Consider the following 24,959-nt stretch of genomic DNA (forward strand, 5'->3'; position numbering starts at 1 on the left):
GATTGCGGACGCAACCGTCGCTAAGCGCTTGGGCGATGACCAGCGCCTCGCTCTCCTTCTCTCCCGCCAACTGCCCCCGGCTGATCGTCAAGGTCGGCTCGGCGCTGCTCGTCGCGCCTGACGGCACCGTCCGGCGGGAATGGCTGACCAGCCTCGTCGCCGACATCGCCGCCCGGGCAAAAGCGGGCCAGGAGATCGCCGTGGTCTCCTCCGGCGCGATCGCCCTCGGCGCGCGCCGGCTGAAGCTGCCCAAGGGAGGCCGTGCCAGCCTGGAGGACGCGCAGGCAGCCGCCGCGACCGGCCAGATCGCGCTCAGCCAGGTCTGGGCCGAACTACTCGGCGCCGAAGGCCTGACGGCGGCGCAGATGCTGGTGACGCTCGACGATCTGGAGGATCGCCGCCGTTATCTCAACGCGGCCGCCACGCTCAACCGGCTGCTCGCGCTCGGCGTGGTGCCGGTGATCAACGAGAATGACAGCGTCGCGACCGCCGAAATCCGCTTCGGCGACAATGACCGGCTTGCCGCGCGCGTCGGTCAGGCAGCCAATGCACAGGGCGTGATCCTGCTGTCCGACGTCGACGGCCTTTACGATTCCAACCCGACCACCAATCCCGATGCCCGCCGGATCCCAAGCGTCGAGCGGATCGACGCGAAGATCGAAGCAATGGCCGATAGCGGCTCGGGTTCCGGTATGGGCTCGGGCGGCATGGTGTCGAAGATCGCTGCCGCGCGCATCGCCACCGCGGCCGGTGCGCATCTCGCCATTGCCTCAGGCCATGTCATGAACCCGCTTACCGCCCTTGCCGATACCGGCCATGGCACCGTGTTCGTCGCCCGCAAGGCCGCGCCGTCGCGCAAGGCCTGGCTGGCCGGCGGCCTCACCGCCAAGGGAGAGATCCATATCGACGACGGCGCGGCGCGCGCGCTGGTCGGCGGCAAGAGCCTGCTCGCGGCGGGCGCGGTACGGGTCGAAGGCAGGTTCCGCCGCGGCGATCTGGTCGCGATCTGCGGCCCGGACGGCAAACCGCTGGCGCGCGGCCTGGCCGAATATGATGCTGCCGATGCAGCCCTGATCACCGGCAAGCGCAGCGATGCGCTCGCCGCGATCCTCGGCTACGCCCCCCGCGCCGCTTTGGTCCATCGCAACCATATGGCGCTGCTGTGAGCCTGATCGCGCTCACCGGCGGCACCGGCTTTGTCGGCGGCAGGCTGATCGGTCTTGCGGTGCAGGCTGGCTATGAGGTCCGCGCCCTCGCCCGCCGTCCGCAGGCCGATATTCCCCGCGTCACCTGGGTGTCTGGCGCGCTCGGTGACAGCATGGCGCTGAACACGCTGGTGCGCGGCGCCGATGTGGTGATCCATGTCGCAGGCGTGGTGAACGCCGACCGCAAGGGGTTCGAGGCCGGCAACATCGCCGGTACCCGCGCCGTGGTCGATGCGGCGACGGGCGCCGGCGTGCGGCGCTTCATCCATGTCTCTTCGCTCGCGGCACGCGAGCCGGACCTGTCGATGTATGGCTGGTCCAAGGCCGGTGCCGAGCGGATTGTCGAAAAATCGCCGCTCGACTGGACGATCGTGCGCCCGCCCGGCGTGTACGGTCCGGGCGACATGGAAATGCGCGACATGTTCCGCATGGCCAAGGTCGGACTCGCCGTCCTGCCGCCGCCCGGCCGGATTTCGATCATCGAGGTCGGTGACCTCGCCCGCCTGCTGCTCGCCCTGATCGCCACCGATCCCGGTCGGGTGATCCTTGAGCCCGATGACGGCGTCGAGGGCGGCTGGACCCACGATGCTTTCGCCCGGGCGATCGGCGCGGCGGTCGGCCAGCGTGTGTTGCCGCTCGCGCTACCGAAAGCGCTGCTTTCGCTCGCCGCAAAGGCGGACCGGCTCACCCGGCGCGACAAGGCAAAACTGACCATGGACCGTGTCGGCTATCTCTCGCACCCCGACTGGACCATCGACCCGGCCCGCCGTCCCGATCCGACCCTGTGGCGTCCCGAGGTGCCGACCGCGCAGGGCTTGGCCGCGACCGCGGCCTGGTACCGCGCGAACAAGCTGCTCTGATCCTTCGGAGGCACGAGCCTCTTCTCCCGATTCAATCCTCGGTCGTCTCTTGTCAGAGAGCTCGTGTGTGGTGCGCTCGTCGGACACTTCGACGAAATCCAATACGGCCGCCCGGTGGCATCGCCGGCCGGCGCTGCTATAGGATCGTCAGAAAGCCGCCGCATTTCCTTGTCAGGGCGCGGCATCACAGTTCGAAGGACATGTCTTGACCGACCGCGCACAGATTTTCGACACCGTCACCGGGCTGATCGAACCCTTCAACAAAAAGGGTGTCGCGCTCACCGACGCCACCACCTTCCAGGGCGATCTGGAGTGGGACAGCCTGACCGTGATGGATTTCGTCGCCGCGATCGAAGACGAGTTCGAGATCATCATCACGATGAACATGCAGGCCGAGATCGAGACGGTCGGTCAGCTCGTCGACGCGGTGATGAAGCTGAAAGCCTGAACCGATGACCGATTCCGCCCAGACTGCCGACGCCCTGCCGATCGATCCGCCGGTTATCCCGCCCGAACGCGACCTGTTCACCAAATATGACGCGCTGATCGCCGAGCGGCAGGCAATGCTCGATTCCGGCGTGCGCGATCCGTTCGCGGTCGTGATGGAAGAGGTGAAGTCGCCGACCGTCGCGGTGATCAAGGGCAAGGAGACGATCCTGCTCGGCACCTATAATTATATGGGCATGACGTTCGATCCCGACGTCATCCAGGCTGGCAAGGACGCACTCGACCAATATGGTTCGGGCACCAACGGCAGCCGCGTGTTCAACGGCACCTTCCGCGACCATGCGGACGTCGAGGCGGCACTGCGCGAATTCTACGGCACCACCGGCGCGATCGTCTTCTCGACCGGCTATCAGGCCAATCTCGGCATGATCTCGGCGCTGGCCGGCAAGGGCGAGTACATCATTCTCGACGCCGACAGCCATGCCTCGATCTATGACGGCTGCGCGATGGGCAATGCCGAGGTCGTTCGTTTCCGCCATAATTCGGTCGAGGATCTCGACAAGCGCCTTGGCCGCCTGCCGGTGGAGCCGGGCAAGCTCGTCGTGCTCGAAGGCGTCTATTCGATGATGGGCGACATCGCGCCGCTGAAGGAAATGGTCGCCGTCGCGAAGAAGCACGGCGCGATGGTGCTGGTCGACGAAGCGCATTCGATGGGCTTTTTCGGCAAGCACGGCCGCGGCGTCTATGAGGACCAGGGGCTTGAGGATCAGGTCGACTTCGTCGTCGGCACCTTCTCCAAATCGGTCGGCACCGTCGGCGGCTTCTGCGTTTCGAACCATCCGAAGTTCGAGATCATGCGCTTCGTGTCGCGCCCCTACATCTTCACCGCCTCGCTGCCGCCATCGGTCGTCGCGACCGCCGCGACGTCGATCCGCAAGCTGATGCACGCGCACAACAAGCGCGCGCATCTGTGGGAGAACAGCAAGCGCCTGCACGGCGGCCTGACCGACATGGGCTTCAAGCTGGGCACCGCCACGCCGGAATCCGCGATCGTCGCGGTGATCCTGGAGGATCAGACCCAGGCGGTCGCGATGTGGCAGGCGCTGCTCGAAGCCGGGCTCTATGTGAACATGGCCCGTCCGCCGGCAACGCCGGCCGGCACCTATCTGCTGCGCTGCTCCGTCTGCGCCGAGCACAGCGCGGAACAGATCGAAACGATTATCGAGATGTTCCGATGCGCGGGACAGGCGACCGGTGCGATAAGCTGAGCCGAAAATACGGCGGCTTTTCATGAATGTCGCTTGAGGGTAGACTCTCGGCCAATGAGCGGGAACGAAGGCGAGGCCGTGGCTCCCGGGGAGCCTGGAGGCGCCTGGCGCACCATCATGCTTGTCGTGATGGGGTTGCTGGGTGCGTTGGTGCTTGTCGCCCTGATACTGACGCTCAACAACGCCAACAGCCAGCGCGACCGGGCGCTCCGCCTGCAGACTCACAGCTTCGAGGTGATGATCCTCGCCCGGACGCTCTCTGGCACCATCGCAGGCTCGGAAGCGTCGCTTGGCCGCTATGTCATCAGCGGCGACAAGGCGCTGGGTCGCCAATTCTATGACGAGTGGCGCGTGGCCGGCGGACAGATCGCCAAGCTGGACCGGGTGACGGACGACAATCCGGCCCAGCAGGGGCTGATCGATGCCCTGCGGCGCGCTTACGGGGTGCGCGGCCAAGAACTGGGCCTGATCGCGCTGACCACCAACTATCACAAGAACGACCAGTCGCTTGCCCGCTATTACCAAGCGAGTAAGGCAGCATCGCTCACGCGGATCAACGATCTGCTCGAACAGATCATCGCCAGCGAGCGATCGCTGCTCGACACGCGTAGCGGCGAGGCGATGCGATCGGTCGCGCAATCGACCGGCGTAGCGCGCGTGTTGGGGGCATTCGGCATCCTGATCGTGCTCGGCGCGATCGTGCTCGGCTGGATGACGGTACGAGCGCTGGGCGAACGAGCCATTGCCAATGCGGAGGCTGAGACGGAACGCCTGCGCGCCGAGGATCTGGAGGAGGCGGTCGCCAAGGCGACGGCCGAGCTGCTCGTGAAGGAAGCCCGGCTCCGCCAGGTCCAGAAGATGGAGGCGGTCGGGCAGCTCACCGGCGGCATCGCGCATGATTTCAACAATATGCTCGCGGTCGTTCTCGGCGGCCTGGAGCTTGCGCGCCGCAATGTCGCCGAACCCGGCCAGGCGAAGCGGCACATCGACAATGCGATGGAAGGCGCCAACCGCGCCGCCGCGCTGACCCGTCGCCTGCTCGCGTTCTCGCGCGAAGAGGCCCTGAAGCTCGAACCGATCGAGCCCGGGCCGCTGGTGGTCGGCATGTCGGACCTGCTCGACCGTACCCTGGGCGACGCCATCACCGTCGTCACGCGCGATGAGGGTGCGGGCTGGGAAATCCGGGCCGACCGCTATCAGCTCGAAAACGTCCTGCTGAACCTGGCCGTCAACGCGCGCGACGCGATGGACGGGCGTGGCCAGCTCACCATCGCGACCGGCGGCGCCGCGCTTGCCGCGGATCAGATCGGCGCCTGCCCCGCCGGCGATTATGTTACCATCGCCGTGACCGACACCGGTTGCGGCATGACGCCCGAGGTTATGGAACGGGTGTTCGAACCCTTTTTCACCACCAAGCCCGTCGGCAAGGGCACGGGCCTCGGCCTCAGCCAGATCTTCGCCTTTGTGCGCCAGGCCGACGGCGAGATCGGTATCGACTCCCAACCCGGCAACGGCACCACCGTCACCCTCTATCTGCCACGCCACGTCGGTGTCATGCTCGTCGAGGCGCAGGGCGAGGAACAAATAGACGTCGCGGCATCGGCGTCCCTGGACATACTGGTCGTCGAGGACGATCCGCGCGTGCTTACCTCGACCATGGCTGCCCTGACCGAGCTCGGCCACCGCCCGCTCGCTTGCGACGATCCGCTCCTCGCGCGCTCGCTGCTCGATCGCATGGACAGCGTCGACCTGATCGTATCCGATGTGCTGATGCCACAACAGACCGGGCCGGAGATGGTCGCCGCACTGGCGGACGGCTATGCCCGTGTCGCTGTGCTCTACGTCACCGGCTATGCCGGCGACGCGAGCGAGGCGGCGTTCGGCGGGCATCATGTCTTGCGCAAACCGTTCACCATCGCAAGGCTGGAACGCGCGATCGCCGTCGCCATGGCCGCATCGTGCGGGGCCGAACCCGACAGCCTCGCTGCAGAGTGAAGAGGTTGCATGCGATTTGGTAGCTGACGCGGCCCCCCTGCCCCGATATAGCCGCTCGACCGGGTGGATTTATCCTGCCCTTCCGCAAAGGCTGCCGCCGCTAACTCCATGAAGTCCATTGACCGCTACATGGCCCGGCTGATCGCGGTGCCGCTGTTTTCGACCCTCATCATCTCCGCGATGCTGCTGGTGCTCGATCGCATGTTGAAGCTCTTCGATTTCGTCGCCACCGAGGGCGGCCCGGTCAACGTCGTCTGGAAGATGCTGGCCAACCTGCTGCCGGAATATCTCGGCCTCGGCATTCCCATCGGGCTGATGCTCGGCATCCTGCTCGCCTTCCGCAAGCTCGCCACCACGTCGGAACTCGACGTGCTGCGCGCGGTGGGCATGAGCTATACGCGCCTGTTACGGGTACCCTTCATGTTCGCGCTGGGCCTGGCGGCGGTGAACCTGGCGATCGTCGGCTTCGTCCAGCCCGATGCGCGCTACGCTTATGAAAAACTGCGGTTCGAGCTGCGCACCGGTGCCCTGGGCGCCTCGATCAAGGTCGGCGAGTTCACGCATTTCGGCGACAAGATGACGATCCGGATCGAGCAGAGCCGCGAACAGGGCCGCAGGCTCTCCGGCATCTTCGTCCATATGGTCGACAAGAAGGGCGGCGATTACGCTGTCACGGCAGACCACGGTCAGTTCCTCGCGACCGATAATCCGGACGAGATCGTCTTCCGTCTCACCAACGGCACGCTGGTGCGCAACGAACCAGGCGTGCCGACGCCGCGCGTGCTCACCTTCAGCCTGCACGACCTGCCCATCGCCCTTCCGAAATATGAGAATTTCCGGAATCGGGAGGGCCGTAACGAGCTGACCTTGCCCGAGCTTGCACGGATCGGCGGCAACAGGAATTCGCCCGAGGAGTTGCGCGATACGAGCCGCGCCGCGTTCCATTTCCGCATCGTTGAAGTGGCGACGATGTTCCTGCTGCCGCTGCTCGCCCTCTCACTGGGCGTTCCACCGAAAAGGTCGACCTCGGCGCTCGGCGTCTTCCTGTCGATCGTGATGATCGTCACCTATCACAAGGTGAACGAATATGCCCGGGACATCGGCGGCATGGGCACGGTCGATCCGTTCATCGCCTTGTGGACGCCCTTTCTTGTCTTCTCGCTCCTGATTTTCTGGATGTACTACACCATCGCCTATGTCCCTGGCGGCCAGCCGATCGGCGCGCTCGAGCGAGTCTTCTCCAAGGCCGGCAAGCTGGTCGGCCGTTGGCTGCCCGGCGCCCGCCCCAAGGAAGATGAAGAAGCAGAGGCCAAGGCATGATCGCGCTTCAGCTTTTCCCCTCGCGCACCGTGTCGCTGTACATGGGCAAGATGTTCCTGGTGCGGACGTTCGCGATCCTCGCGGCGTTGGTGCTGGTGCTCCAGGCGCTCGACCTGCTCAGCGAATCGGGCCGTATCCTGGCGCATGCCGGCAATGGCGATGCGGAGATCTGGCGCTATGTCAGCCTGCGCACGCCGGAGATCATCGCGCGTTTCCTGCCCTTTTCGGTGCTGCTTGGCACGATCATCACGCTGACCACGCTAAACCAGAACAGCGAGATCGTCGCGCTCAAGGCTTCGGGCCTGTCCGCCCATCAGGTCCTGGCGCCGTTGATCGTTGCCAGCCTTGGCGTCGCACTCATCTCCTTCACCTTCAACGACCGGATCGTCGCCCGCGCGACCGGTACGCTCGATCAGTGGCAGAAGGTCGATTATGCCCCGGTGCCGATCGATCGCGGCGACCGAACGAACGTGTGGGTGCGCGACGGCGACGACCTGATCGAGGTCGGCCAGATCAGAGGCCGCGGCAATGCGGCGACCCTGGGCAACGTAACGCTCTACGATCGCCAGGGCGGCAACCTTGTCGGCATCATCAGCGCCCCGCAGGGCAAGCGTGACGGCGATGCCTGGCGGATCGGCCCGGCGACCCGTTTCGACGTGAAGACCGGCAAGAAGACCTCGCTCGGCACGGTCACCGTCGCCAAGGGTGTCCGGCCGGACCAGTTCACCCTTTCCACCGTCGACCCCGACGGATTGTCCTTCGGCGGCTTGAGCTCGGCGATCGACGACCTGTCCGATGCCGGGCGCCCGACCAAGGCCCTGGAGGGGTCGCTGTGGCACAAATTGTCCGGACCATTGTCGTCGGTGCTCATGCCGCTGCTTGGCGCCGTTGCCGCCTTTGGCCTCGCCCGCTCGGGCAAGCTGTTCGTGCGGGCTGTGATCGGCATGATGCTCGGCTTCACCTATTTCGTGGCCGACAATTTTGCGCTCGCGATGGGTAATCTGGGCGCCTACCCGCCCTTCCTCGCTGCCTGGGCGCCATTCCTTCTGTTCTTCCTGATCGGCGAGGCAGTGCTGGTCCGCACCGAAGAGTAGCGTCAGGGATCGGCCAGGGCTCGATGTCGCCTCGATTCAACGTCGCGGCTGCCGATGGCATGTCGGGATCGGGCGCAGCGCTTCACCTACACCGCCCGGCTCTTTATCAGCGTGAGACAAGTTAGGGGCTGCACCGCACCGCAGGCTGGCAAACAACCTGTTTCTGCCGAGCCGCGAGCCGCGCTATCTCAGCCTGGACAGCGTCTCTGCACCAACCACTTTTTCAGCACCCCCGCAACGGGATGATGCATGTCGATTCGCCCGACTTGCTCGGACGATCGCCCGCGAGACTCAACCGGGGCGACGACCCATCGTGCTGCGCACCAGACGGTCGACCAGGCCGGGCAGGCCCGGATAGCTCGCCTTATGATAAGGCGAATCCTTGCCCACCGCCGCGGACAGGCGACGATGCGCCTCAGCGAGGCCATGATAGGGCACACCCGGCAGCAGATGGTGCAGCGCGTGGTAACGCAGGCCGACGGGCGCCCACAACATCGGCAGCAGCGCCGGCGGCGGCACATTGACGCTGTCGAGATACTGGGCAGTGACCGTCATCGCCTCGCCTTCATTCTCCCACAGATGCGCGACCAGCGTACGCACCTGATTGAGGATGGCGACACCCGACGCGACGACAAGGAAGATCAGCAAGGCGCGCAACGGAATCACGCCCGTTGCGGTCAGTGCCAGCAGTCCGATCGCCCAGATGCTGGTCGCGACCTCGAGCCGGCGCCAATGACCCTTGAATGCATCCTCCGGCGCACGACGGCGGAAGGATGGGTTGATCGACAGGCTCGAATAGCGCTCGTCAAGGATCGCCCGCAGCCTCGGGGACACCAGCGAGAGCGGCGCCAGCACCGCGAAACGCACCAGCAGCGCGACCGGCGCAAGCAGCGAGGCAACGACGAACAACGGCAGCGTCCACGGCTTCATCAGCGCAAGCGGCAGATATTCGGGATCCTCCGACGTGCCGTAGCGGGTGCGGGCGTGATGGAGGTTATGCACGCCCTCATACATGAAGGACGGCACCATCATCGGAATGCCGGCAAGCAGGTTCCAGCCAAGGCGGAAACCCGGCAGCGCCGAATGCTTGATATGGGTGATCTCGTGAATGAAGCTGTCGGCCCGGTACAGCGCCAGGATCGCGACGACGCCGGCCACGATGCTCAGGCCGATCGACGGCGCAAGGATCGCCGCCAGCAGCGCGCCATAGCCCACCACGGCGGACAGTATCAGGTCGGTCCAATAGATGGCAGGCTTCGGCGCGTTCAGGTCACGCGTCAGTTCGGCCGCGGTCCGTAGCATCGCCTTGTCGTCGGCAATACGCTCCCGCGCGGTGCGCAGGGCGGTGCTTGGGGCCGACGCGGTCTCGCGCCGATCGAAGGCAAGCGATGTGTTCATGGATCCAGCCATTGCCCAAAGATAGTGGCTATATGGTGGCAGCAACAGGGTGTGCCGATTGGACAAATCGCCCCGGTGCTTGACAGGAGCGCGCTTGACAGCTTGTGCGGCAGGCGGGAGTGCGCAGTTCTTACAGAGAGGCTTGTCGTCTTGGCTACCACGCACCCGCTTTCCATTCGTCCCATCAGCAGCAAGGCCGATCGGAAGAAATTCGTCGACCTCCCCTTCAGGCTGTATAAGGACGATCCTAATTGGGTGCCGCCGCTGAAAGGCGAAGCGCTCGGCCTCATCACGCCGGAAAAAAATGGCTGGTTCAGCCATGCCGACGCGCAATTGTTTCTCGCCGAGCGGGGCGGACAGGTTGTCGGGCGCATCTCGGCGCATATCGATACGCTAGCGCTGACCATGCCGGCGACCCAGGGCTTCGGTCCCGGCTGCGGCCAGTTCGGCCTGTTCGATGCAGAGGACGCCAATACCGCCCAGGCGCTGATCAACACGGCCGAGGGCTGGCTGCGCAACAAGGGCATGACAAGGGTGCTCGGCCCGATCAGCATGTCGATCTGGGAAGAACCCGGCCTGTTGATCCAGGGCTATGATCATGCCCCGACGATCATGATGGGCCACGCCAAGCCCGAATATCGCGACTGGATCGAGGCGGCGGGCTATACGCCAGCCAAGACGCTCTACACCTATGACCTGGATATCACCCAGGAATTCCCGCCGATCGTGAACCGCATCATCCAGTCGGGCGAGAAGAACCCGCGGATCCGCATCCGTGAAGTCGACAAGTCGAAGTTCGACGAGGAAGCAGCGATCATCCTGCATATCCTCAACGATGCCTGGTCGGACAATTGGGGCTTCGTTCCCCTCACCCCGCCCGAGATCGCCGATGTCGGTGTGAAGCTGAAGCCGATCGTGTTCAACGATCTGATCCGGATCGCAGAGCTCGACGGCCGGCCGGTCGCCTTCATGATCACGCTTCCGGACCTGAACGAGGCGATCAAGCCGCTGAACGGCAATCTGCTGCCCTTTGGCTGGGCCAAGCTGCTGCTATGGCTGCGCAAGCCCAAGGTCCGCACCATGCGCGTGCCGCTGATGGGCGTGCTGAAGGAACTTCAGTCCTCCCGCATGGCGAGCCAGCTCGCCTTCATGATGATCGAATATATCCGCCGCGCGGCGGTCACCAAATATGGCGCGAGCCGGGGCGAGATCGGCTGGGTGCTCGACGACAATCAGGGCATGAACGCCATTGCCGAGACGATCCAGAGCCGGGTCAACAAGACCTACGAAATCTATCAAAAGACCCTCTGACGGGTTGTGAGGATGGGCTGTGAGGGGCGGCCCGGCACCAGCCGGACCGCCACTTCATCACATCACTGCTTCTCGGTCGGATCGACGCCGACCAGCAGCCATTCGGCGCGGGTGCGGCACTTCTTCTTGGCGATCCGCGATCCCGTCGTCGCCTCGATGATGCAATATTTCTTCTGATCGACGGCCGCCTTGGATTCGGAAGCCGGCGCGCGGGGGGCGCCGGCGCCTTCGGGAACGGCAGCGAACCCGGCGACCGGTGTGGCGATCAGCATGGCGGTCGCGAGGGTAAGGAACAGGGGCTTGGTCATGACATAATCTCCGCATTTGCGGATCAACACCGGTTGGTCCGCATCTGTGTTAGTGCATTAGTCATGCCAAACGGCTGAATCTTTTATTTCCAATGCCTTACCAAAAATCTGCAAGTCTCCCCTGTCCGATTTACTGACCGATTTCGGGCAGTACGCGCCGATGTTTGGGAAATATCGCCGCTATCAGAAACGGCGCGAGACGCCGGCATACAGTTCGGCATCGGGCGCATCATGGTCGAGGCCGGCGACCGCCCCCACATCGAACTGCCAGTCTTTTTTGGGCATCCAACCAAGGGACACCGATGCAAGTGCCTGGGTCGTTTTGCCGGACGGATCCTCGTCCCTAAGCTCCTGGAATTCGATCGTCCCGCTAACTGAATCGCTGACCGCCACGCCGAGCCCGACCGTACCACTGGCGGCAAAATGACGGCCCCTGCCGTCCTGGTCGACAGCCGCATCGGCCTCGGGCGCGAATTGCAGGCTGAGCTTGTGGCCAAGATCGAAGCTGACCGGCACGACCACCCCTGCGCCCCAATCCCCTGCGCCGATCGGCGGACGACCCACCGGCACCGTTACAAAGGGCTGCACCGCCAGGGAAAACCCACTGCCGTCGGGATGGCGGAGATTGGCCTTGAGACCGATCAGTACATCTCCGACTCGATTGTCGGTAGCGACAGAGCCGCTGGTTTTGTCGCGGGTCCGGTCATGGCCGAACGCCGTCCAGCCGACCTGCGCCTCGATCGCGTCGGTCAAGCCCACGCGCACGAGCGTGTCGCCGATCAGGATCGTGTCATCACGCTGTTGTGCATTGTCGTCGCGAGTCCAGTCGACCAGTGCGGTCTCGACCGACACGCGCCCCGGCGAGATCGTGCAGGCAGGCGTACCCAGGCCAGGCCGCGCCGGGCAATAGTCTCGATCCTCAGCAAAGGCAGCCGCCGGCAGCAACAGGAGCGCGAGCACCAGTCGCTTCATGTGAGCCGCACCGGCGTCGGATCGCCAAGCTCGTCGCATAGCCGGGCGGTTTCGAACTCACCCTTACAATGGAGCATGCTTTGGAGATCGAACGCCATCGGCGTCAGCGCAACCGCACCCAGGTCGGCGCATGATCGCTCGCCTTTTCCCGGCCGCGATACTCCTTGTCGACGCCGGCATCGGCCAGCCGATCGGCCGCGATCGGGCTGAGCAGCAGATGATCGATGCGGAAGCCCGCGTCGCGCTGCCAGGCGCCCGCCTGATAGTCCCAGAAGGTCCATACGCCCCCCTTGGGGTGGCGGGTGCGCAACGCATCGGTCCAGCCCTGTGCGACCAGTGCTCGATAGCCCGACCGGCTCTCCGGCTGCATCAGCGCATCGTTCTGCATCGCACGAACGGAGAAGGTGTCATCGTCATTGGGAATGACGTTATAGTCGCCCGCCAACACCACCGGCTTTTCCTCGGCGAGCAACGCACGCGCGCGATCCGACAGGCGCTTGATCCATTTGATCTTATAGTCGAATTTCGGCCCCGGCTGCGGATTGCCATTCGGCAGATAGATCGATGCGATCACCACGCCATCGACCTCGGCCTCGAGATATCGGCTGTGCTCGTCGTCTGGATCGCCAGCGAGCCCACGATGTCGCTCGACCGGGTCGGCGCCTTTCGCCAGCACGGCGACGCCATTGAAACCCTTTTGCCCGTGCCACAGCGCGCCATAGCCGGCGGCGCGGATATCGGCCTCGGGAAAGGTGTCGTCGCTTGATTTCAGTTCTTGCAGGCACACCACGTCGGGCGCCTGTTCGGCGAGATATTCGAGCAGGCGCGGCAGGCGCGCCTTGATGCCGTTGACGTTGTAGGTGACGATTCGCAACGGATCAGACCGAGAAGCTCGAGCCGCAACCGCAACCGGACGCGGCATTGGGGTTGGTCACCTTGAACGCGGCACCACCCAGGTCCTCGACATAGTCGACCGCAGATCCGCGGACGAGATCGAGGCTGATCGAATCCACCACCAGCTTCACGCCGCGATTCTCGGCGACGGCGTCATCCGCCTCGATCGCGTCGGCGAACCCGAATTTATATTGGAAACCCGAACAGCCACCGCCATCGACCGAAAGGCGGAGAATGGCGGGCTTACCCTGTTTCTCCGCAATCGTCGCGACGCGCGCGGCGGCGGAATCGGTGAGCGCGATTTCTGGAGCTGTCATGGTTGCCATACACGGCAGATAGGCGTTCCTGGGACCATCGGCAACCGAGGCCGGAGCCGACGATCAGTCGGCCGCAGCCGGGCCGCCCACCGAAACCGGAGTCGTCTTCAGCGCGCGATCCTGCACCGCGACCAGATAGTCGGCGGTCTGCAGGAACGGGATCGGGTTTACGGCATGCCCGTCGATCCGGACCTCATAATGGAGATGCGGCCCGGTCGAGCGGCCGGTCGAGCCCATCAGCGCGATCAACTGACCGCGATGCACGCGGGTGTAAGGCGCCACGAGGATCTTGGAAAGATGGCCGTACCGGGTCTGGATGCCCTTGCCATGGTTGATCTCGACCATGTTGCCATATCCGCCCGCACGCTCGGCGCGGTCGATGATGCCGTCGGCGGTTGCATAGATCGGCGTGCCGACCGGGCCGGGAATGTCGACGCCGGCATGCATCGCAGCCGTGCCGCGGAACGGATCGGAGCGGACGCCGTAATTGCTGGTGAAGGCAAGGCGTTCAACCGGCTGGGCCGAGGGGATCGCGATCACGCCCTGCTCGAGCGAATCGAGCTTCTTCCAGGTCATGAACAGCGAACGGAACTGCATGTCGGCGCGAAGATCGGCCTCGGCCTCGGCGCTGTCGGCTGCTTCGAAAGGTCCGCCCATCGCCGGCATCCGCTGCGCGAAACGCTCCGGCGCGATGCCTAGCTTGCGGACATGTGCCACGGTCATGGCGTAACGCTGCTCGACTGCCTGCCGCGCCTTGACCGCCATGGCGACCTGGCGCAGCTCGATCTGCTTCAGCGGCGCGACCACATCGGCTGCGACCTTGTCGGAATGGCTGTCGATCGTCGGCGCGACCAGAGCAAGCGCACGGGGATCGCCCTTGCCGGAGATGACGGCGGAGATCAGCGCCTGGCGCTGCTCGACACGAACGGCATGGGCCTTGGCTGCCTGCTTGATGGTTTCGACATCGGCCTGCATCGCGGCGACCTTCGCCTGCATCTGCGCTACCTTGGCTTCGGGCGAGAGCGGTGCATCGACGATGCCGCTCATCGCAACGGCCCCAACCGCCGCCTGGGCGACGCCATAAGCGGAAAAGCACAGGGTGACGCCTGCAACACCGGCCATCAACGCCTGGGCACGCCCCCCGACGCTGAAGCGGCGCAGATCACGACCGTCGTGAAAAATGAAATCCCGGGTGGTGAAGTGCGTCTTAAGCCGCGACACGAAATGCGCGCTCGACGCGATGGAAATTTTGTTCATCAATCCCCGGCGACCATTTGAATGCGATTGCCGGAAATCCAGCGCCCGCCCCTAATTCGTCCTGGTCGCAGCCCCTCCACGCCCTGGACATGTCGCAATTGGCCTAGTTTTTCAGGAAGGGGCAAGCGCGCCGTAATATTTGAGCGTCAGACCGGCTGAGTCGCGCGCCGAGTCGTTGAATGGTGGCTTAATTATCCCGCGAAAATGTCGCTCGACCAGGGAACGCCAGTGCGATTCGGGCGTATAACCGTTGACGGAGCATCCATATTCGAACCAGACGGTGCCCGCCCGCACATGCCGTATCTCGTCGGTCAGGATACGTTGCAGGATGCGGGCGCTAGTCTCGTCCCGCGCCGACCTGAACCGCAGGATCGTCTCCGGCGTTACGTCCAGTCCCCGCGCCTCCAGCACCATCGGGACGACGGCGAGCCGCGCCATCGCATCGTGCGCGGTGTCGGTCGCCGACTCCCACAGGCCGTCATGCGCCGGCATCGCGCCGTAATGGCTGCCTAGTGCCTTCAGGCGCCGGTCGAGCAGCGCGAAATGCATCGCCTCATCGGCGCCGACCGCAATCCAGTCGTCAGTGAAACTCCGCGGAAATTCGCCGCCGAACCGCCCGACCATGTCGAAGGCGAGATCGATCGCGACGAATTCGATATGCGCCAGCGCGTGCAGTAGCGCGATCCGCCCCCGCTCGGATCCGCCCTTGCCACGCCGGGGCATCTGGCTCGGCACCAGCAGTTCGGGCAGCGGGGGTCGCGCCGGACGATCCGACATCGGCGTGTCGAACCTGTGGTCCAGCTGTCCGCGCCGCCAGGCCCGTGCCGCTGCGCGAGCCGCCCGGACCTTCGCTGCAGGGTCGGCCGTTTCCAGCACGCCCCGTGCCGCGTCAGCGATGCTCATGACGATCAGCCGAGTTCCTTCAGCGCCCCGAGCACTTCCTCGACATGGCCGGGTACACGTACCTTGCGCCACGTCCGCACCAGCGTGCCACCGGCATCGAACAGAAAGGTCGAGCGGTCGATGCCCATATAGGTCTTGCCGTAGAGCTTCTTCTCTACCCAGACCCCGAACGCAGCCATCGCCTGATCCTGATCGTCACTCGCGAGCGGTACCGTCAGCTCATATTTGTCGATGAATTTCTGGTGCTTGGCCGGCGTATCTCGCGAAACGCCAAGGACTGCGGCACCTTGCGCCTGGAATTCGGCATAATGCTGGCTGAAGTCCTGCGCCTCTCGGGTGCAACCGGCCGTATCGTCCTTGGGGTAGAAATACAGGACCAGCGGCTTGCCGATATAGTCGCGCAGATTGATCTTGCCGCCGCCCGGCGCGGTCAGCTCAACGTCCGGAAGCTTGCCGCCCACGATCACCGCCGCCATCATTCGTCTCCACCCGTCGTTTTCCCGGTCGCGGCCGATCCCGCCGCCACTGCCGCCCAGAAGTCGGAAACCTCCTGCCGGGTCCGCGCGAAGCACGCAACCACCGCCTCCCAATCCGCGACGTCGAGCGCACGGGCGATGAGGGTGCGGGTCGCCTGGGCCGGTGGCTGCGCATCGGGCGCGACCAGCCGTAGCGCGACGAGCAGGCGAGTCAGGAAATCATGCGCTGCGGCGATCGGCACCGGTACCAGCCCGGCATCGACCAGCTCTCCGATCGCCACCGCAAGATGCGGGTCGAGCCCGGCATGCTGGGTAAGCTGGACGACATGCACTGCGAACTCGAGATCGACCAGTCCGCCCGACAACAGCTTGGCATCGAGCGGCCCGGCCGGTGGTTTGTGCGCGGCCATCTCGGCGCGCATGCCGATCGCATCGGCAACGATGTCGCGCTTCGGGCGGTCCCCGCGCAGCACCGCGTCGATCACGGCCTGAGTAGCCGCGCGCGCGCCAGGTGAGCCGAAAACCGGCCGGGCGCGGGTCAGCGCCATATGCTCCCAGGTCCAGGCATCCTCGCGTTGATAGCGCGCGAAACCGTCGAGCGAGACGACCAGCGGCCCCTGCGTACCCGATGGCCGCAATCTCGTGTCGATCTCATAGAGCGGCCCCGAGGCAGTCGGAGTCGACAGGGCACTGCTCACACGTTGCGCGAGGCGATTATAATAAAGCACCGCACCCAAAGGCTTTTCGCCGTCGGATTCCGCCATATAGTCGCCGGTGAAGAGATAGATCAGGTCAAGGTCGGAGGCATGGGTCAGCGCCCCGCCGCCCATCCGGCCGAGCGCCAGGATGACCAGTTCGCTGCCCGGCACCACGCCGTGCTTCAGGATGAATTCGGCCACCGCCGCATCGGCGAGTACCATGATCGCGGCCTCGGCCACCCGCGCATAGCCCGCCGACACTTCGAGCGGATCACCGACCCCGGCCACGATCTGGGTACCCAGCGCGAAACGCTTCTCGCCGACCACGCGGCGCACATGGTCGAGTTCGGCCTGGTAATCACGGCCCTCCCCGCGCATCTCCTCCGCCAGCGCCGCGACTGGGGAGACGGGATCGAGCGCGCTCGCGTCGATCAGCCCGTCGAACAATTCCGGTCGCCGCCCCAACGCCTCGGCCAGCGTCGGCGTATGGCTGAGGATCGCGCCAAGCAGCCGCGCCAGCGCAGGCCGGGCCTCGAGCAGGCGAAAGAAATTGATCGCGCTCGACAGCTTCGCGAGCATGACATCGAGCCGCACGATGGCGCCCTGCGGATCGGGCGCCTTGGCCAGCGCCTCGATCAGCCCGGGCAGCACCGCCTCGAGCGCCTCGCGCGCCGCAGGGCTGCGCAGCGCGGGATAGGTGCCGGCGCGCCATTGTTCGATCCGCCGGGCAGCCGCCGGCGCATCGGCAAAGCCCGCCTCGGCAAGCTGCTGCTCCAGATGCTCACCGTCCTGCGACAGTGCGCCTTCATCCTCGGGATCGAGCGACTCATAGGTCCGCGCGGTCGCCTCGACGTGCGGCCTCAACAGGTCGAGCAACGCCTGGCCATCGGCGACGCCATGAAGCCGCGCGAGCCCGTCGAGCGCCGGGCCGGTCGGCAGGTGGTGCGATTGTCGGTCGTCGACCATCTGCACCCTGTGCTCGATCGTCCGGAACAGGGTGTAGGCGGCCGTCATCGCCTCGGCTTCCCCGGCGGCGATCCAGCCGGCATCGGCAAGCCGTGCCAGCGCGTCGCGCGTCGCCGGTGCCCGCACCGACGGATCGCGTCCGCCATGGATGAGCTGGTGGATCTGCGCGAAGAACTCGATCTCCCGAATGCCGCCGCGTCCGCGTTTCAGGTCGAAACCAGGGCCAAATTGCTGCCCCCGGGCATGATGGTCGCGGATGCGGCGAGAGATGCCGCGAATTTCCCCGATCGCACCGAAATCCAGCGCTCGGCGCCAGATGAACGGCCTGATCGTCTCCAGGAAGCGGCCGCCCAGAATCGGGTCCCCCGCCGCCGCCCTGCCCCGGATGAAGGCGGCGCGCTCCCAGGGCAAGGCCAGCGATTCATAATAGGAAATCGCTGCATCCACCGGCAGCACGATCGGCGTCACCTCGGGTGACGGTCGGAGCCTCAAATCGACTCGCAGCACATAGCCGTCTCCGTCGCGCGCCTGGAGTATCTCGACCACGCGGCGCCCGATCCGCACCGCTGCCTCGTCCGGCTCCTCACGCGGCCGGCACGGCAAGGTCGCCGGATCGAAGATCAGGATCGGATCGATGTCCGACGAATAGTTGAGCTCATGACTGCCCTGCTTGCCCAGCGCGATGGCAGCGAAGCCGACCGGCTCGGCCCCCGGCGTCCGCTCGGCGATGGCGGCGATGATCGCACGCTGAAGCGCATGGTCGGCGAAATCCGACAGAGCGCCGGTGACGGCGGTCAGGTCGTAGGAGCCGGCCAGGTCTCCGATGGCGACCAGCAATGCCAGCCTCCGGCGCTCGAGCCGCAATCGGCGCATCACCGGCATGTCGGGATCGTCGATCGGAACCGCCGATAGCGGCGGCAACAGTCCTCGCTCCAGCTGCGACGCTAGGGTCGCCTCGCGATCGAGCAGCAAGGTCAAAAAAGGCGATTCCGCCCGCGCGCGGAGAACCGCGCCTTTAATCAGCGCTTCAGGACCTGTGTCAGTCATGCGACAACTGTGGGTAATCCCGTTAATTAACTTGCGTTTGCAAGCAACGATTTCAGTTGCTCGGTCGTTCTTGCACCATGTCGATCAAGATCTCGCCCTCTGCCGCAGACTCCGTATCCCAAGGATATATCGTAGCGGCGCCAAAGACGAGCGACATGATCAGCGGCGCGCTAAATTGCGCCTTTGGCCCTCAGGACAGCAAGATCGACGATTTCACTGCGCTGCTTTCCCAGATCGACGTCGCTGATCGCGAAGCACGCCGCTGCTAGGCGGCGCACGCCTGACGCACCGCTCTTAAGGAACATTGATAACTACAGGCACATGAGGCGGCCCCAGGGCCGCCTCTCAATCGCCGCGGTCGCGACTCAGATCCTCGACTTCGCCCATGATCGAATCGAGCGCCGTCATGCCCGGCTCGTTGCTGTGCGACCGGCGCGACGGCAGCGAGTTGTCATTCATGATCGTCTCGAGCGCGACCCGACCACGTGCCACGCGGCTTTTGATCGTGCCGACGGCCACGCCGCAAATCTCCGCCGCTTCCTCATAGGCGAATCCGCCCGCGCCGACGAGGATAAGGGCCTCGCGCTGTGGCTGGGGCAGGTGAAGCAAGGCGCGCTGCATGTCGCCAAGCTCAACATGCCTGTCCTGGCTCGCCGGCGCGGCGAGGATGCGATCGGCAACCAGATCGTCCCATTCGCCCTTGAAGCGAGCGCGGCGCATCTGGGAGAGATAGAGATTACGCAGGATGATGAAGGTCCAGGCACGCATGTTGGTACCGGCCTGGAAGCGCAGCCGCGCCGCCCATGCCTTCATCAGTGTTTCCTGGACGAGATCGTCGGCGAGATCGCGGTTACCCGACAATGAGCGCCCGAAAGCGCGCAGATGCGGGATTACCTGCGCAAGCTGCGCCTTGAAGTCTGAATCGGACAGAGCAACATGCTCGACTGGCTCTGGCGCCGTATCGTCATCGTCGTCGGTCTCGAAGGCGTCGGTCATGAACATCCGTTTCGTGGTCCGGAAAGCGAACATGGGGGCGGACTCTGGTCAAGTCCACCACGCCATGCGGTTTCGTTCATTTGAATGGTTAGCGGAGCAGCAGGAACGCGAAGATCACGATCACGAGCACCAGGGAAATACCCAGTACATACCGCGTCATATGAGGCGTCGCGCCTGACCGGGCCTCTTCACCGCTGAGGTGAGTCTGTTCTTCTGGATTTGCCATATGCCTATAACCCCCGAGCATTGTTTTGGGTCCGTACCAGATGGAACCCAAATGCCGGGGGTCAGGCAAAAGTTCCCGTCAGAGGGCGGGAACTGTCGCGGAATCGAAGAACAATGCCTGGCTGATCGCCGCTTTTACCGTCGAACGCTGGAACGGCTTGGTGATCAGGAAGGTCGGTTCCGGCCGCTCGCCGGTGAGCAGGCGCTCCGGGAATGCGGTGATGAAAATGACCGGGACATTGAACTCGGCCAGGATATCCTTGACGGCATCGATGCCCGAACTGTCGTCGGCAAGCTGGATGTCGGCGAGCACCAGGCCCGGACGATCCTCCATCGCAAGGGCGACCGCTTCATCGCGCGTTACGGCAACCCCCGTGACGTCATGACCCAGGTCGCGCACGATCGTCTCGATGTCCATAGCAATGATAGGCTCGTCTTCGATAATGAGCACACGGGCGCGGGTCTGCTTCTCGATCTCGGCCAAAGCCTCATTGACGAGAGACTCGACTTCGCTCGTCTCGACCTCGATCAGATAGGCAGCGTCTTCGGGCGTGAAGCCTTCCATCGCGGTCAGCAGCAACGCCTGGCGCGACAGCGGCGTCATCCTGGCGAGGCGTGCGCGGGCAATCGCCTCCTGGGTGCTGCCGGCATCGGCACCGGCATTCTCCGGCGTCTCGTCATAGTTGGTCGAACTCCAGATCGCCTGGAACGTACGATAGAGACCGAGCCGCGGATCGACGTCGCGCGGAAACTCCGCCGGAGCCGCGACGATCGCCTCGAGCGTCGCACGCACATAGCGGTCGCCATGCTGCTGACTGCCGGTCAGCGCCCGGCCATAGCGGCGGAGGAAAGGAAGGTGGGGGGCAAGCTGCTGTCCAAGCGACATGGCTGTCGGGGTCTCCTCCAAAAAAAACGCCAAGTTCTGACAGGGGTCCTTGTGGAAGCGCCCCCCCGCCTTTGCAACGCGTTTTGCGGCCCGAGCGTGAGTGCCGGGCTTTTTCGCATCGGACATGGAACAATCGAGGCGATCTTTGGTTTCATGCTTTCGTCGTGGATTGTATGCGCGACGTGCTTGGCCGTTTCCTCGGCCAGGTTTCTCGATATGCCCGGCTTTTACACCGGATGCTCAAGGGGGACTATTTTGCGTTCGGGCGACGAGTCTTCGAAAAAACCGCGGGCCGCAAAAACGGCCAAGGTCCAGAGCAAGGACCGAGACATGGGGGCGGCGCTGCGCACCGTGTATCAGAAGACGGTGGATGAATCGGTTCCACCCGAGATGCTCGACCTCCTGAGCAAGCTCGACTGAGCAGGTCATGGCGGATTCCGCCGCCGAGCCTCAGGCTCCGGCTCGCAACCACAAGCTCGCGGCACAGATTCCGACCGGCGCCAAGATCTTCCTGATCCTGAGCGCGGCGTTGTTGCCGCTTGCGATCATCGCTTTTTTCGCCTCGCTGAAGACGACCCAGACCGCCGACGAAAGCGCCCGTGCGCAGCTGCGCCTGGCGTCGGCCGAGAGCGGGCGCAAGCTAGCCATCGAACTGGTGGGTGACATGACCGCGCTCCGGGTCGCGCTCAATGCGCTCGATGCCGACCAGGGTGACGCACCGAGCTGCGCCCGGGCGCAGGGCGTCTTTGCCCAGCAGGCGATCAGCGGCACACGATTCGTCATCAGGGATCGGCGCTCCCGCACGCTGTGCGGTGCCGATTTCCCCGCAAACCTGCCCACCCTGGCGGCTGGTAGCGAGCCGATTGCGGCGCGTATCGTGCCGGAACGCGGCCTGCTTCTCGCGATCGCCGGCTCGACGGGCGCCACCGGGACCGCATTTTTCCCGTCGCGCTTCCTCACCGAAACGAGCAGGCCGAGCGATTTCGCACCACCTTATGAGGCGGTGCTGATCAATGGGGGCGATTCCCTGCCGCTCAATCAGTTGCCGCCGCGCGAAGCGCTCGAACGGCGCGAGACGATGCGAACCTCGCTCGGCATCGGGAACCTCGCGCTGCAGACCAGCGTGCGCAGCGCGCCGATCACTTCCCCCCTTATCATCGCCATGCTGCTGCCGATCCTGATGTGGGCAGCGGCGGCAGGTATCGGCTGGTTCGTGGTGGACCGCCTCCTGATCCGCCCGCTCCGCCGCCTTCGCACAGCCGTCGCCGCTTATGTGCCCGGCGAGGAGATCGACCCGGCCGAAGTCCGTGCCCTGCCCGCCCAGGAGATTCGCGAGCTCGGCGACACGTTCCGCATGATCAGCCGCACCGTCGCGGCGCACGAGGCGGGCCTGGCCGAGGGGCTGGTGCGCCAGACCCGGCTGACCCGCGAAGTCCATCATCGGGTAAAGAACAACCTCCAGGTCATTTCCAGCCTGATCAATTTTCATGCCCGCGGCGCGCGTAGCAAGGAGGCGACGAGCGCCTATTCCTCGATCCAGCGTCGCGTCGATGCGCTTGCGGTGGTGCACCGCCACCATTTTGCCGAGCTCGAGGAGAATCGCGGCCTTTCGCTCCGCTCCGTCATCGGTGAACTCGCCTCGAATATCCGTGCGACGGCGCCCGAAGGATCCTCCCAGCTCGGCATCGCGATCGATATCGATCCGTTCCTGGTCAACCAGGACGTAGCGATTGCGGTCGCCTTCCTCATCACCGAGATCGTCGAGCTGGCCATGACCTTCAATGCCGCCGCGCAGATCCGCATCTCGGTGAAGCCCGGCGAGACCGAGGATCGGGTGCTGTTACGGGTCAATTCCCCGGCGCTGGTGGATGGCGACGATCTGCGCAAGGTCGTCGAGGAACGCTACGGCCGGGTGATGGAAGGCCTGTCCCGCCAGCTCCGCTCGCGGCTGCATCACGACCCTCTCGTCGGCGCATATGAGATTTCGATCGCCGTCACCGGACGCGACTGATTCAGGCGGCTCAAAAGAATCGAAAAAATTTTCGAATCCCCGGAACCCGTCCGCGAAAGCCACGTTCTTAGACTCGGATAGTGAATTTATGCCCCCCCGCTCTCGCTATCCAAGACATGGGCCCGAAAGCGTCAACCCTCCCCCCCGGTGACGCTCTCGGGCCCAAATTCTTTTTCAGCTCAGCAGTATCGCGCCGTTTCTTTCACGGAACGAAGGCGCTTGCCGATCATTGAGCTCATGGCAGAAGCCAAATCTCAGGAGATATTCGATGCGCAAGCTTGTTGGACTGGCCCTCGTCGCCGGAGCGTTGATGGTCAGCGCATGCAACACGGTCGAAGGCGTCGGAAAGGATGTGTCCTCGGCCGGCAGCACCGTCGCAAAGACGGCTAACGACGCCAAATAATTCGCTGCCAGCTCTAGGCAGACCAAGGCCTCCTCCCGAGCGGGAGGGGGCTTTTCTTTTGCCCTGTGGAGGTCTCCGCCAGCTCCGGAGAGGCTTTACGCCTTCTCGATGTCTGTCGTCTCTGCATCGGTCGCTGCCTTCGCCCGCTTCCGCTCGGTGAACCAGATGCCGATCAGCGCCAGTTCGTAGAGCAGGCACAACGGTATCGCGAGCAATAGCTGCGACCCGATATCGGGAGGAGTCAGCACTGCAGCGACCGCGAAGGCGCCCACGATGGCATAGCGCCGCGCGGCTATAAGCTGCTTGCGCGTCACTATACCTGCCCGTTCGAGCAGCATCAGCACGACCGGCAGCAGAAACGAAACGCCGAACGCGAACAGAAACTGCATCACGAACGACAGATAGCCAGCCACCGAAGGCAGCGCTTCCTGCTGAATGCCGCCCATGTTTCCCTGGTAGGAAAGCAAAAAGTGCAGCGCCATGGGCACGGCAACGTAATAAGCCATCGCCGCGCCACCGATAAACAATACCGGCGTCGCGAGCAGGAAGGGCAGCAGGGCCTTCTTCTCCTGGCGATACAGGCCTGGCGCCACGAACTGCCAGAGCTGGTTGGCGATTACCGGAAAGGACAGCATCATCGCCGCGAAGAAAGCCACCTTCACCTGGACGAAGAACGCCTCGAAGATCTGGGTATAGATGATCTTGCTCTGTCCGGCGGCAACCAGTGGTTGTACCAGAAAGCCGAAAATCCGCTCGGCGAAATAAAAGGCGACGACGAAGCTCAGCACGACGGCGACAACGCAATAGAGCAGGCGCCGCCGAAGTTCGATCAGATGATCGAGCAGCGGAGCGCGGCTTGCGTCAAGATCGTCGGCGGGCGCGTTCATGAATCGGTCTTTGCGGCTGGTTTGCGCACGCGCTTGGCGGCAGGCTTCGCGTCATCGGCAGCGGCCTTTGCCCTGGGCTTGCGCGCCGGCTTGGCGGCAGGCTCCGGCAACGCTTCCGGCTCGGGCGCGGCGGCGATCACCGGCGGCTCGACCAGCACGACGGCCAGATCCTCATGGTCGACCTCGACCGCCAGCGGCAGCATCTGCTGTGGCGTGGGCGGGTGCTCGCGCATGATTCGCGCATTCTCTTCCGCCCACTTCTTTTCCATTTCCTGCAGCTCGGCCTCGCGCATCATCGTATCGAAGCCGGAGCGGAACTGGCGCGCGACGCCACGCGCACGGCCGACCCAATAGCCGATGATACGCATCGCCTTGGGCAAGTCTTTGGGCCCGATGACGATCAACGCCACGATACCGACGAGGAGGAATTCTTGTGGCTCGATACCGAACATGCGAAAACTCTATGGGCGTTACCAGACGGCCGGCAGCTCGCGATCTCGCCGGCCGTTATCCACGCGTCACGCCGGCACGCCCGCCGCGACGTCTTGTGAAGCTCAGCGCTCCTCGCGCAGCTTCTCGGTCTCGACCTCGATCACCGGCTCACCGGTCTTGCGGGTCTCGATGCGGCTCGGCTCCCGCACGGGCTCGTCGTCTTCGGCCATGCCCTTCTTGAACTGCTTGATGCCCTTGGCGACGTCGCCCATCATATTCGAGAAGCGGCCGCCCCCCAGCACGAGGATCGCGATCACACCGAACACCAGCCAATGCACGAGGCTGAAACTACCCATCACCAATCTCCTAGGACGTAGGCCTAT

Annotated in this window: 26 protein-coding genes; 11 read left to right on the forward strand and 15 right to left on the reverse strand. The window is 64.5% G+C overall.

The window, feature by feature from the left end; all coding sequences use genetic code 11:
• Positions 1-35: 35 nt before the first annotated feature.
• The 7 genes from proB to lptG all read left to right on the forward strand — a co-directional run bounded on the left by proB (position 36) and on the right by lptG (position 8,189).
• Positions 36-1,166, forward strand: a complete 1,131-nt coding sequence (gene proB, locus AC1DT7_RS16045; RefSeq protein ID WP_478037033.1) for a glutamate 5-kinase — start codon at positions 36-38, stop codon at positions 1,164-1,166.
• Complete coding sequence (locus AC1DT7_RS16050; protein WP_478037034.1) at positions 1,163-2,065, forward strand: NAD-dependent epimerase/dehydratase family protein; 903 nt, start codon at positions 1,163-1,165, stop codon at positions 2,063-2,065. The genes proB and AC1DT7_RS16050 overlap by 4 nt, the downstream gene beginning before the upstream one ends.
• A gap of 205 nt (positions 2,066-2,270) precedes the next feature.
• Positions 2,271-2,513: an acyl carrier protein gene (locus AC1DT7_RS16055; RefSeq protein ID WP_478037035.1), complete on the forward strand. Its 243-nt coding sequence runs from the start codon at positions 2,271-2,273 to the stop codon at positions 2,511-2,513.
• 4 nt (positions 2,514-2,517) lie between these two features.
• Positions 2,518-3,780, forward strand: coding sequence for a serine palmitoyltransferase (gene spt / locus AC1DT7_RS16060; protein WP_478037036.1), 1,263 nt, complete (start codon positions 2,518-2,520; stop codon positions 3,778-3,780).
• 54 nt (positions 3,781-3,834) lie between these two features.
• On the forward strand, positions 3,835-5,775 hold the full coding sequence (locus tag AC1DT7_RS16065) for an ATP-binding protein (protein ID WP_478037037.1): 1,941 nt from the start codon (positions 3,835-3,837) through the stop codon (positions 5,773-5,775).
• Between the two features lie 108 nt (positions 5,776-5,883).
• Positions 5,884-7,095 (forward strand): LPS export ABC transporter permease LptF, encoded by a 1,212-nt coding sequence (gene lptF / locus AC1DT7_RS16070; protein ID WP_478037038.1) that lies wholly within the window; start codon positions 5,884-5,886, stop codon positions 7,093-7,095.
• Positions 7,092-8,189, forward strand: a complete 1,098-nt coding sequence (gene lptG, locus AC1DT7_RS16075; protein ID WP_478037039.1) for an LPS export ABC transporter permease LptG — start codon at positions 7,092-7,094, stop codon at positions 8,187-8,189. Before lptF ends, lptG begins: the two co-directional genes overlap by 4 nt.
• 291 nt (positions 8,190-8,480) lie before the next feature.
• Here lptG and AC1DT7_RS16080 read toward each other — a convergent pair whose 3' ends face one another.
• Positions 8,481-9,587, reverse strand: coding sequence for a fatty acid desaturase family protein (locus tag AC1DT7_RS16080; protein ID WP_478037040.1), 1,107 nt, complete (start codon positions 9,585-9,587; stop codon positions 8,481-8,483).
• Between the two features lie 150 nt (positions 9,588-9,737).
• Here AC1DT7_RS16080 and AC1DT7_RS16085 point away from each other — a divergent pair, with 150 nt between their 5' ends.
• Positions 9,738-10,898 carry an N-acetyltransferase gene (locus tag AC1DT7_RS16085; protein WP_478037041.1) on the forward strand — a complete coding sequence of 387 codons (1,161 nt, stop codon included), beginning with the start codon at positions 9,738-9,740 and terminating at the stop codon, positions 10,896-10,898.
• A gap of 62 nt (positions 10,899-10,960) precedes the next feature.
• Here the strand turns inward: AC1DT7_RS16085 and AC1DT7_RS16090 are convergent, their stop codons facing one another.
• The 11 genes from AC1DT7_RS16090 to AC1DT7_RS16140 form a co-directional block, all read right to left on the reverse strand.
• On the reverse strand, positions 10,961-11,206 hold the full coding sequence (locus AC1DT7_RS16090) for a hypothetical protein (RefSeq protein ID WP_478037042.1): 246 nt from the start codon (positions 11,204-11,206) through the stop codon (positions 10,961-10,963).
• A gap of 183 nt (positions 11,207-11,389) precedes the next feature.
• The gene (locus tag AC1DT7_RS16095; protein ID WP_478037043.1) at positions 11,390-12,178 is read right to left on the reverse strand and encodes a transporter; all 789 of its coding nucleotides are present in this window, start codon (positions 12,176-12,178) and stop codon (positions 11,390-11,392) included.
• A 103-nt stretch (positions 12,179-12,281) separates the two neighbouring features.
• Positions 12,282-13,052, reverse strand: coding sequence for an exodeoxyribonuclease III (gene xth / locus AC1DT7_RS16100; RefSeq protein ID WP_478037044.1), 771 nt, complete (start codon positions 13,050-13,052; stop codon positions 12,282-12,284).
• A gap of 4 nt (positions 13,053-13,056) precedes the next feature.
• Positions 13,057-13,398, reverse strand: a complete 342-nt coding sequence (gene erpA / locus AC1DT7_RS16105) for an iron-sulfur cluster insertion protein ErpA (RefSeq protein ID WP_478037045.1) — start codon at positions 13,396-13,398, stop codon at positions 13,057-13,059.
• Between the two features lie 54 nt (positions 13,399-13,452).
• Positions 13,453-14,646, reverse strand: a complete 1,194-nt coding sequence (locus tag AC1DT7_RS16110) for a M23 family metallopeptidase (protein ID WP_478037046.1) — start codon at positions 14,644-14,646, stop codon at positions 13,453-13,455.
• Between the two features lie 111 nt (positions 14,647-14,757).
• Positions 14,758-15,549 carry a ferritin-like domain-containing protein gene (locus AC1DT7_RS16115; protein ID WP_478037047.1) on the reverse strand — a complete coding sequence of 264 codons (792 nt, stop codon included), beginning with the start codon at positions 15,547-15,549 and terminating at the stop codon, positions 14,758-14,760.
• A gap of 5 nt (positions 15,550-15,554) precedes the next feature.
• Positions 15,555-16,025 carry a peroxiredoxin gene (locus AC1DT7_RS16120; protein WP_478037048.1) on the reverse strand — a complete coding sequence of 157 codons (471 nt, stop codon included), beginning with the start codon at positions 16,023-16,025 and terminating at the stop codon, positions 15,555-15,557.
• Entirely contained in the window at positions 16,025-18,736 is a 2,712-nt protein-coding gene (locus AC1DT7_RS16125; protein WP_478037049.1) for a bifunctional [glutamine synthetase] adenylyltransferase/[glutamine synthetase]-adenylyl-L-tyrosine phosphorylase, read from the reverse strand. Before AC1DT7_RS16125 ends, AC1DT7_RS16120 begins: the two co-directional genes overlap by 1 nt.
• Before the next feature lie 345 nt (positions 18,737-19,081).
• Entirely contained in the window at positions 19,082-19,732 is a 651-nt protein-coding gene (locus tag AC1DT7_RS16130; RefSeq protein WP_478037050.1) for a sigma-70 family RNA polymerase sigma factor, read from the reverse strand.
• An 88-nt stretch (positions 19,733-19,820) separates the two neighbouring features.
• Positions 19,821-19,958, reverse strand: coding sequence for a hypothetical protein (locus AC1DT7_RS16135; protein ID WP_478037051.1), 138 nt, complete (start codon positions 19,956-19,958; stop codon positions 19,821-19,823).
• 78 nt (positions 19,959-20,036) lie between these two features.
• Positions 20,037-20,843 (reverse strand): response regulator, encoded by an 807-nt coding sequence (locus tag AC1DT7_RS16140; protein WP_478037052.1) that lies wholly within the window; start codon positions 20,841-20,843, stop codon positions 20,037-20,039.
• A 51-nt stretch (positions 20,844-20,894) separates the two neighbouring features.
• Here AC1DT7_RS16140 and AC1DT7_RS16145 point away from each other — a divergent pair, with 51 nt between their 5' ends.
• The 3 genes from AC1DT7_RS16145 to AC1DT7_RS16155 all read left to right on the forward strand — a co-directional run bounded on the left by AC1DT7_RS16145 (position 20,895) and on the right by AC1DT7_RS16155 (position 23,257).
• A complete protein-coding gene (locus tag AC1DT7_RS16145) occupies positions 20,895-21,263 on the forward strand; it encodes a hypothetical protein (protein ID WP_478037053.1) in 369 nt (122 codons plus the stop codon).
• A gap of 7 nt (positions 21,264-21,270) precedes the next feature.
• Positions 21,271-22,854 carry a sensor histidine kinase gene (locus AC1DT7_RS16150; RefSeq protein ID WP_478037054.1) on the forward strand — a complete coding sequence of 528 codons (1,584 nt, stop codon included), beginning with the start codon at positions 21,271-21,273 and terminating at the stop codon, positions 22,852-22,854.
• A gap of 268 nt (positions 22,855-23,122) precedes the next feature.
• Complete coding sequence (locus tag AC1DT7_RS16155) at positions 23,123-23,257, forward strand: entericidin A/B family lipoprotein (protein ID WP_478037055.1); 135 nt, start codon at positions 23,123-23,125, stop codon at positions 23,255-23,257.
• Positions 23,258-23,352: 95 nt separating this feature from the next.
• On the opposite strand, the gene tatC is transcribed toward AC1DT7_RS16155, so the two are convergent.
• The 3 genes from tatC to AC1DT7_RS16170 form a co-directional block, all read right to left on the reverse strand.
• Complete coding sequence (tatC, locus tag AC1DT7_RS16160) at positions 23,353-24,144, reverse strand: twin-arginine translocase subunit TatC (protein ID WP_478037056.1); 792 nt, start codon at positions 24,142-24,144, stop codon at positions 23,353-23,355.
• Positions 24,141-24,596: a Sec-independent protein translocase protein TatB gene (gene tatB, locus AC1DT7_RS16165; protein WP_478037057.1), complete on the reverse strand. Its 456-nt coding sequence runs from the start codon at positions 24,594-24,596 to the stop codon at positions 24,141-24,143. The genes tatC and tatB overlap by 4 nt, the downstream gene beginning before the upstream one ends.
• A 102-nt stretch (positions 24,597-24,698) precedes the next feature.
• Positions 24,699-24,932 carry a twin-arginine translocase TatA/TatE family subunit gene (locus AC1DT7_RS16170; protein WP_478037058.1) on the reverse strand — a complete coding sequence of 78 codons (234 nt, stop codon included), beginning with the start codon at positions 24,930-24,932 and terminating at the stop codon, positions 24,699-24,701.
• Between the last annotated feature and the right edge of the window lie 27 nt (positions 24,933-24,959).

Source organism: Sphingomonas sp. P3_C6 (genome assembly GCF_056402595.1).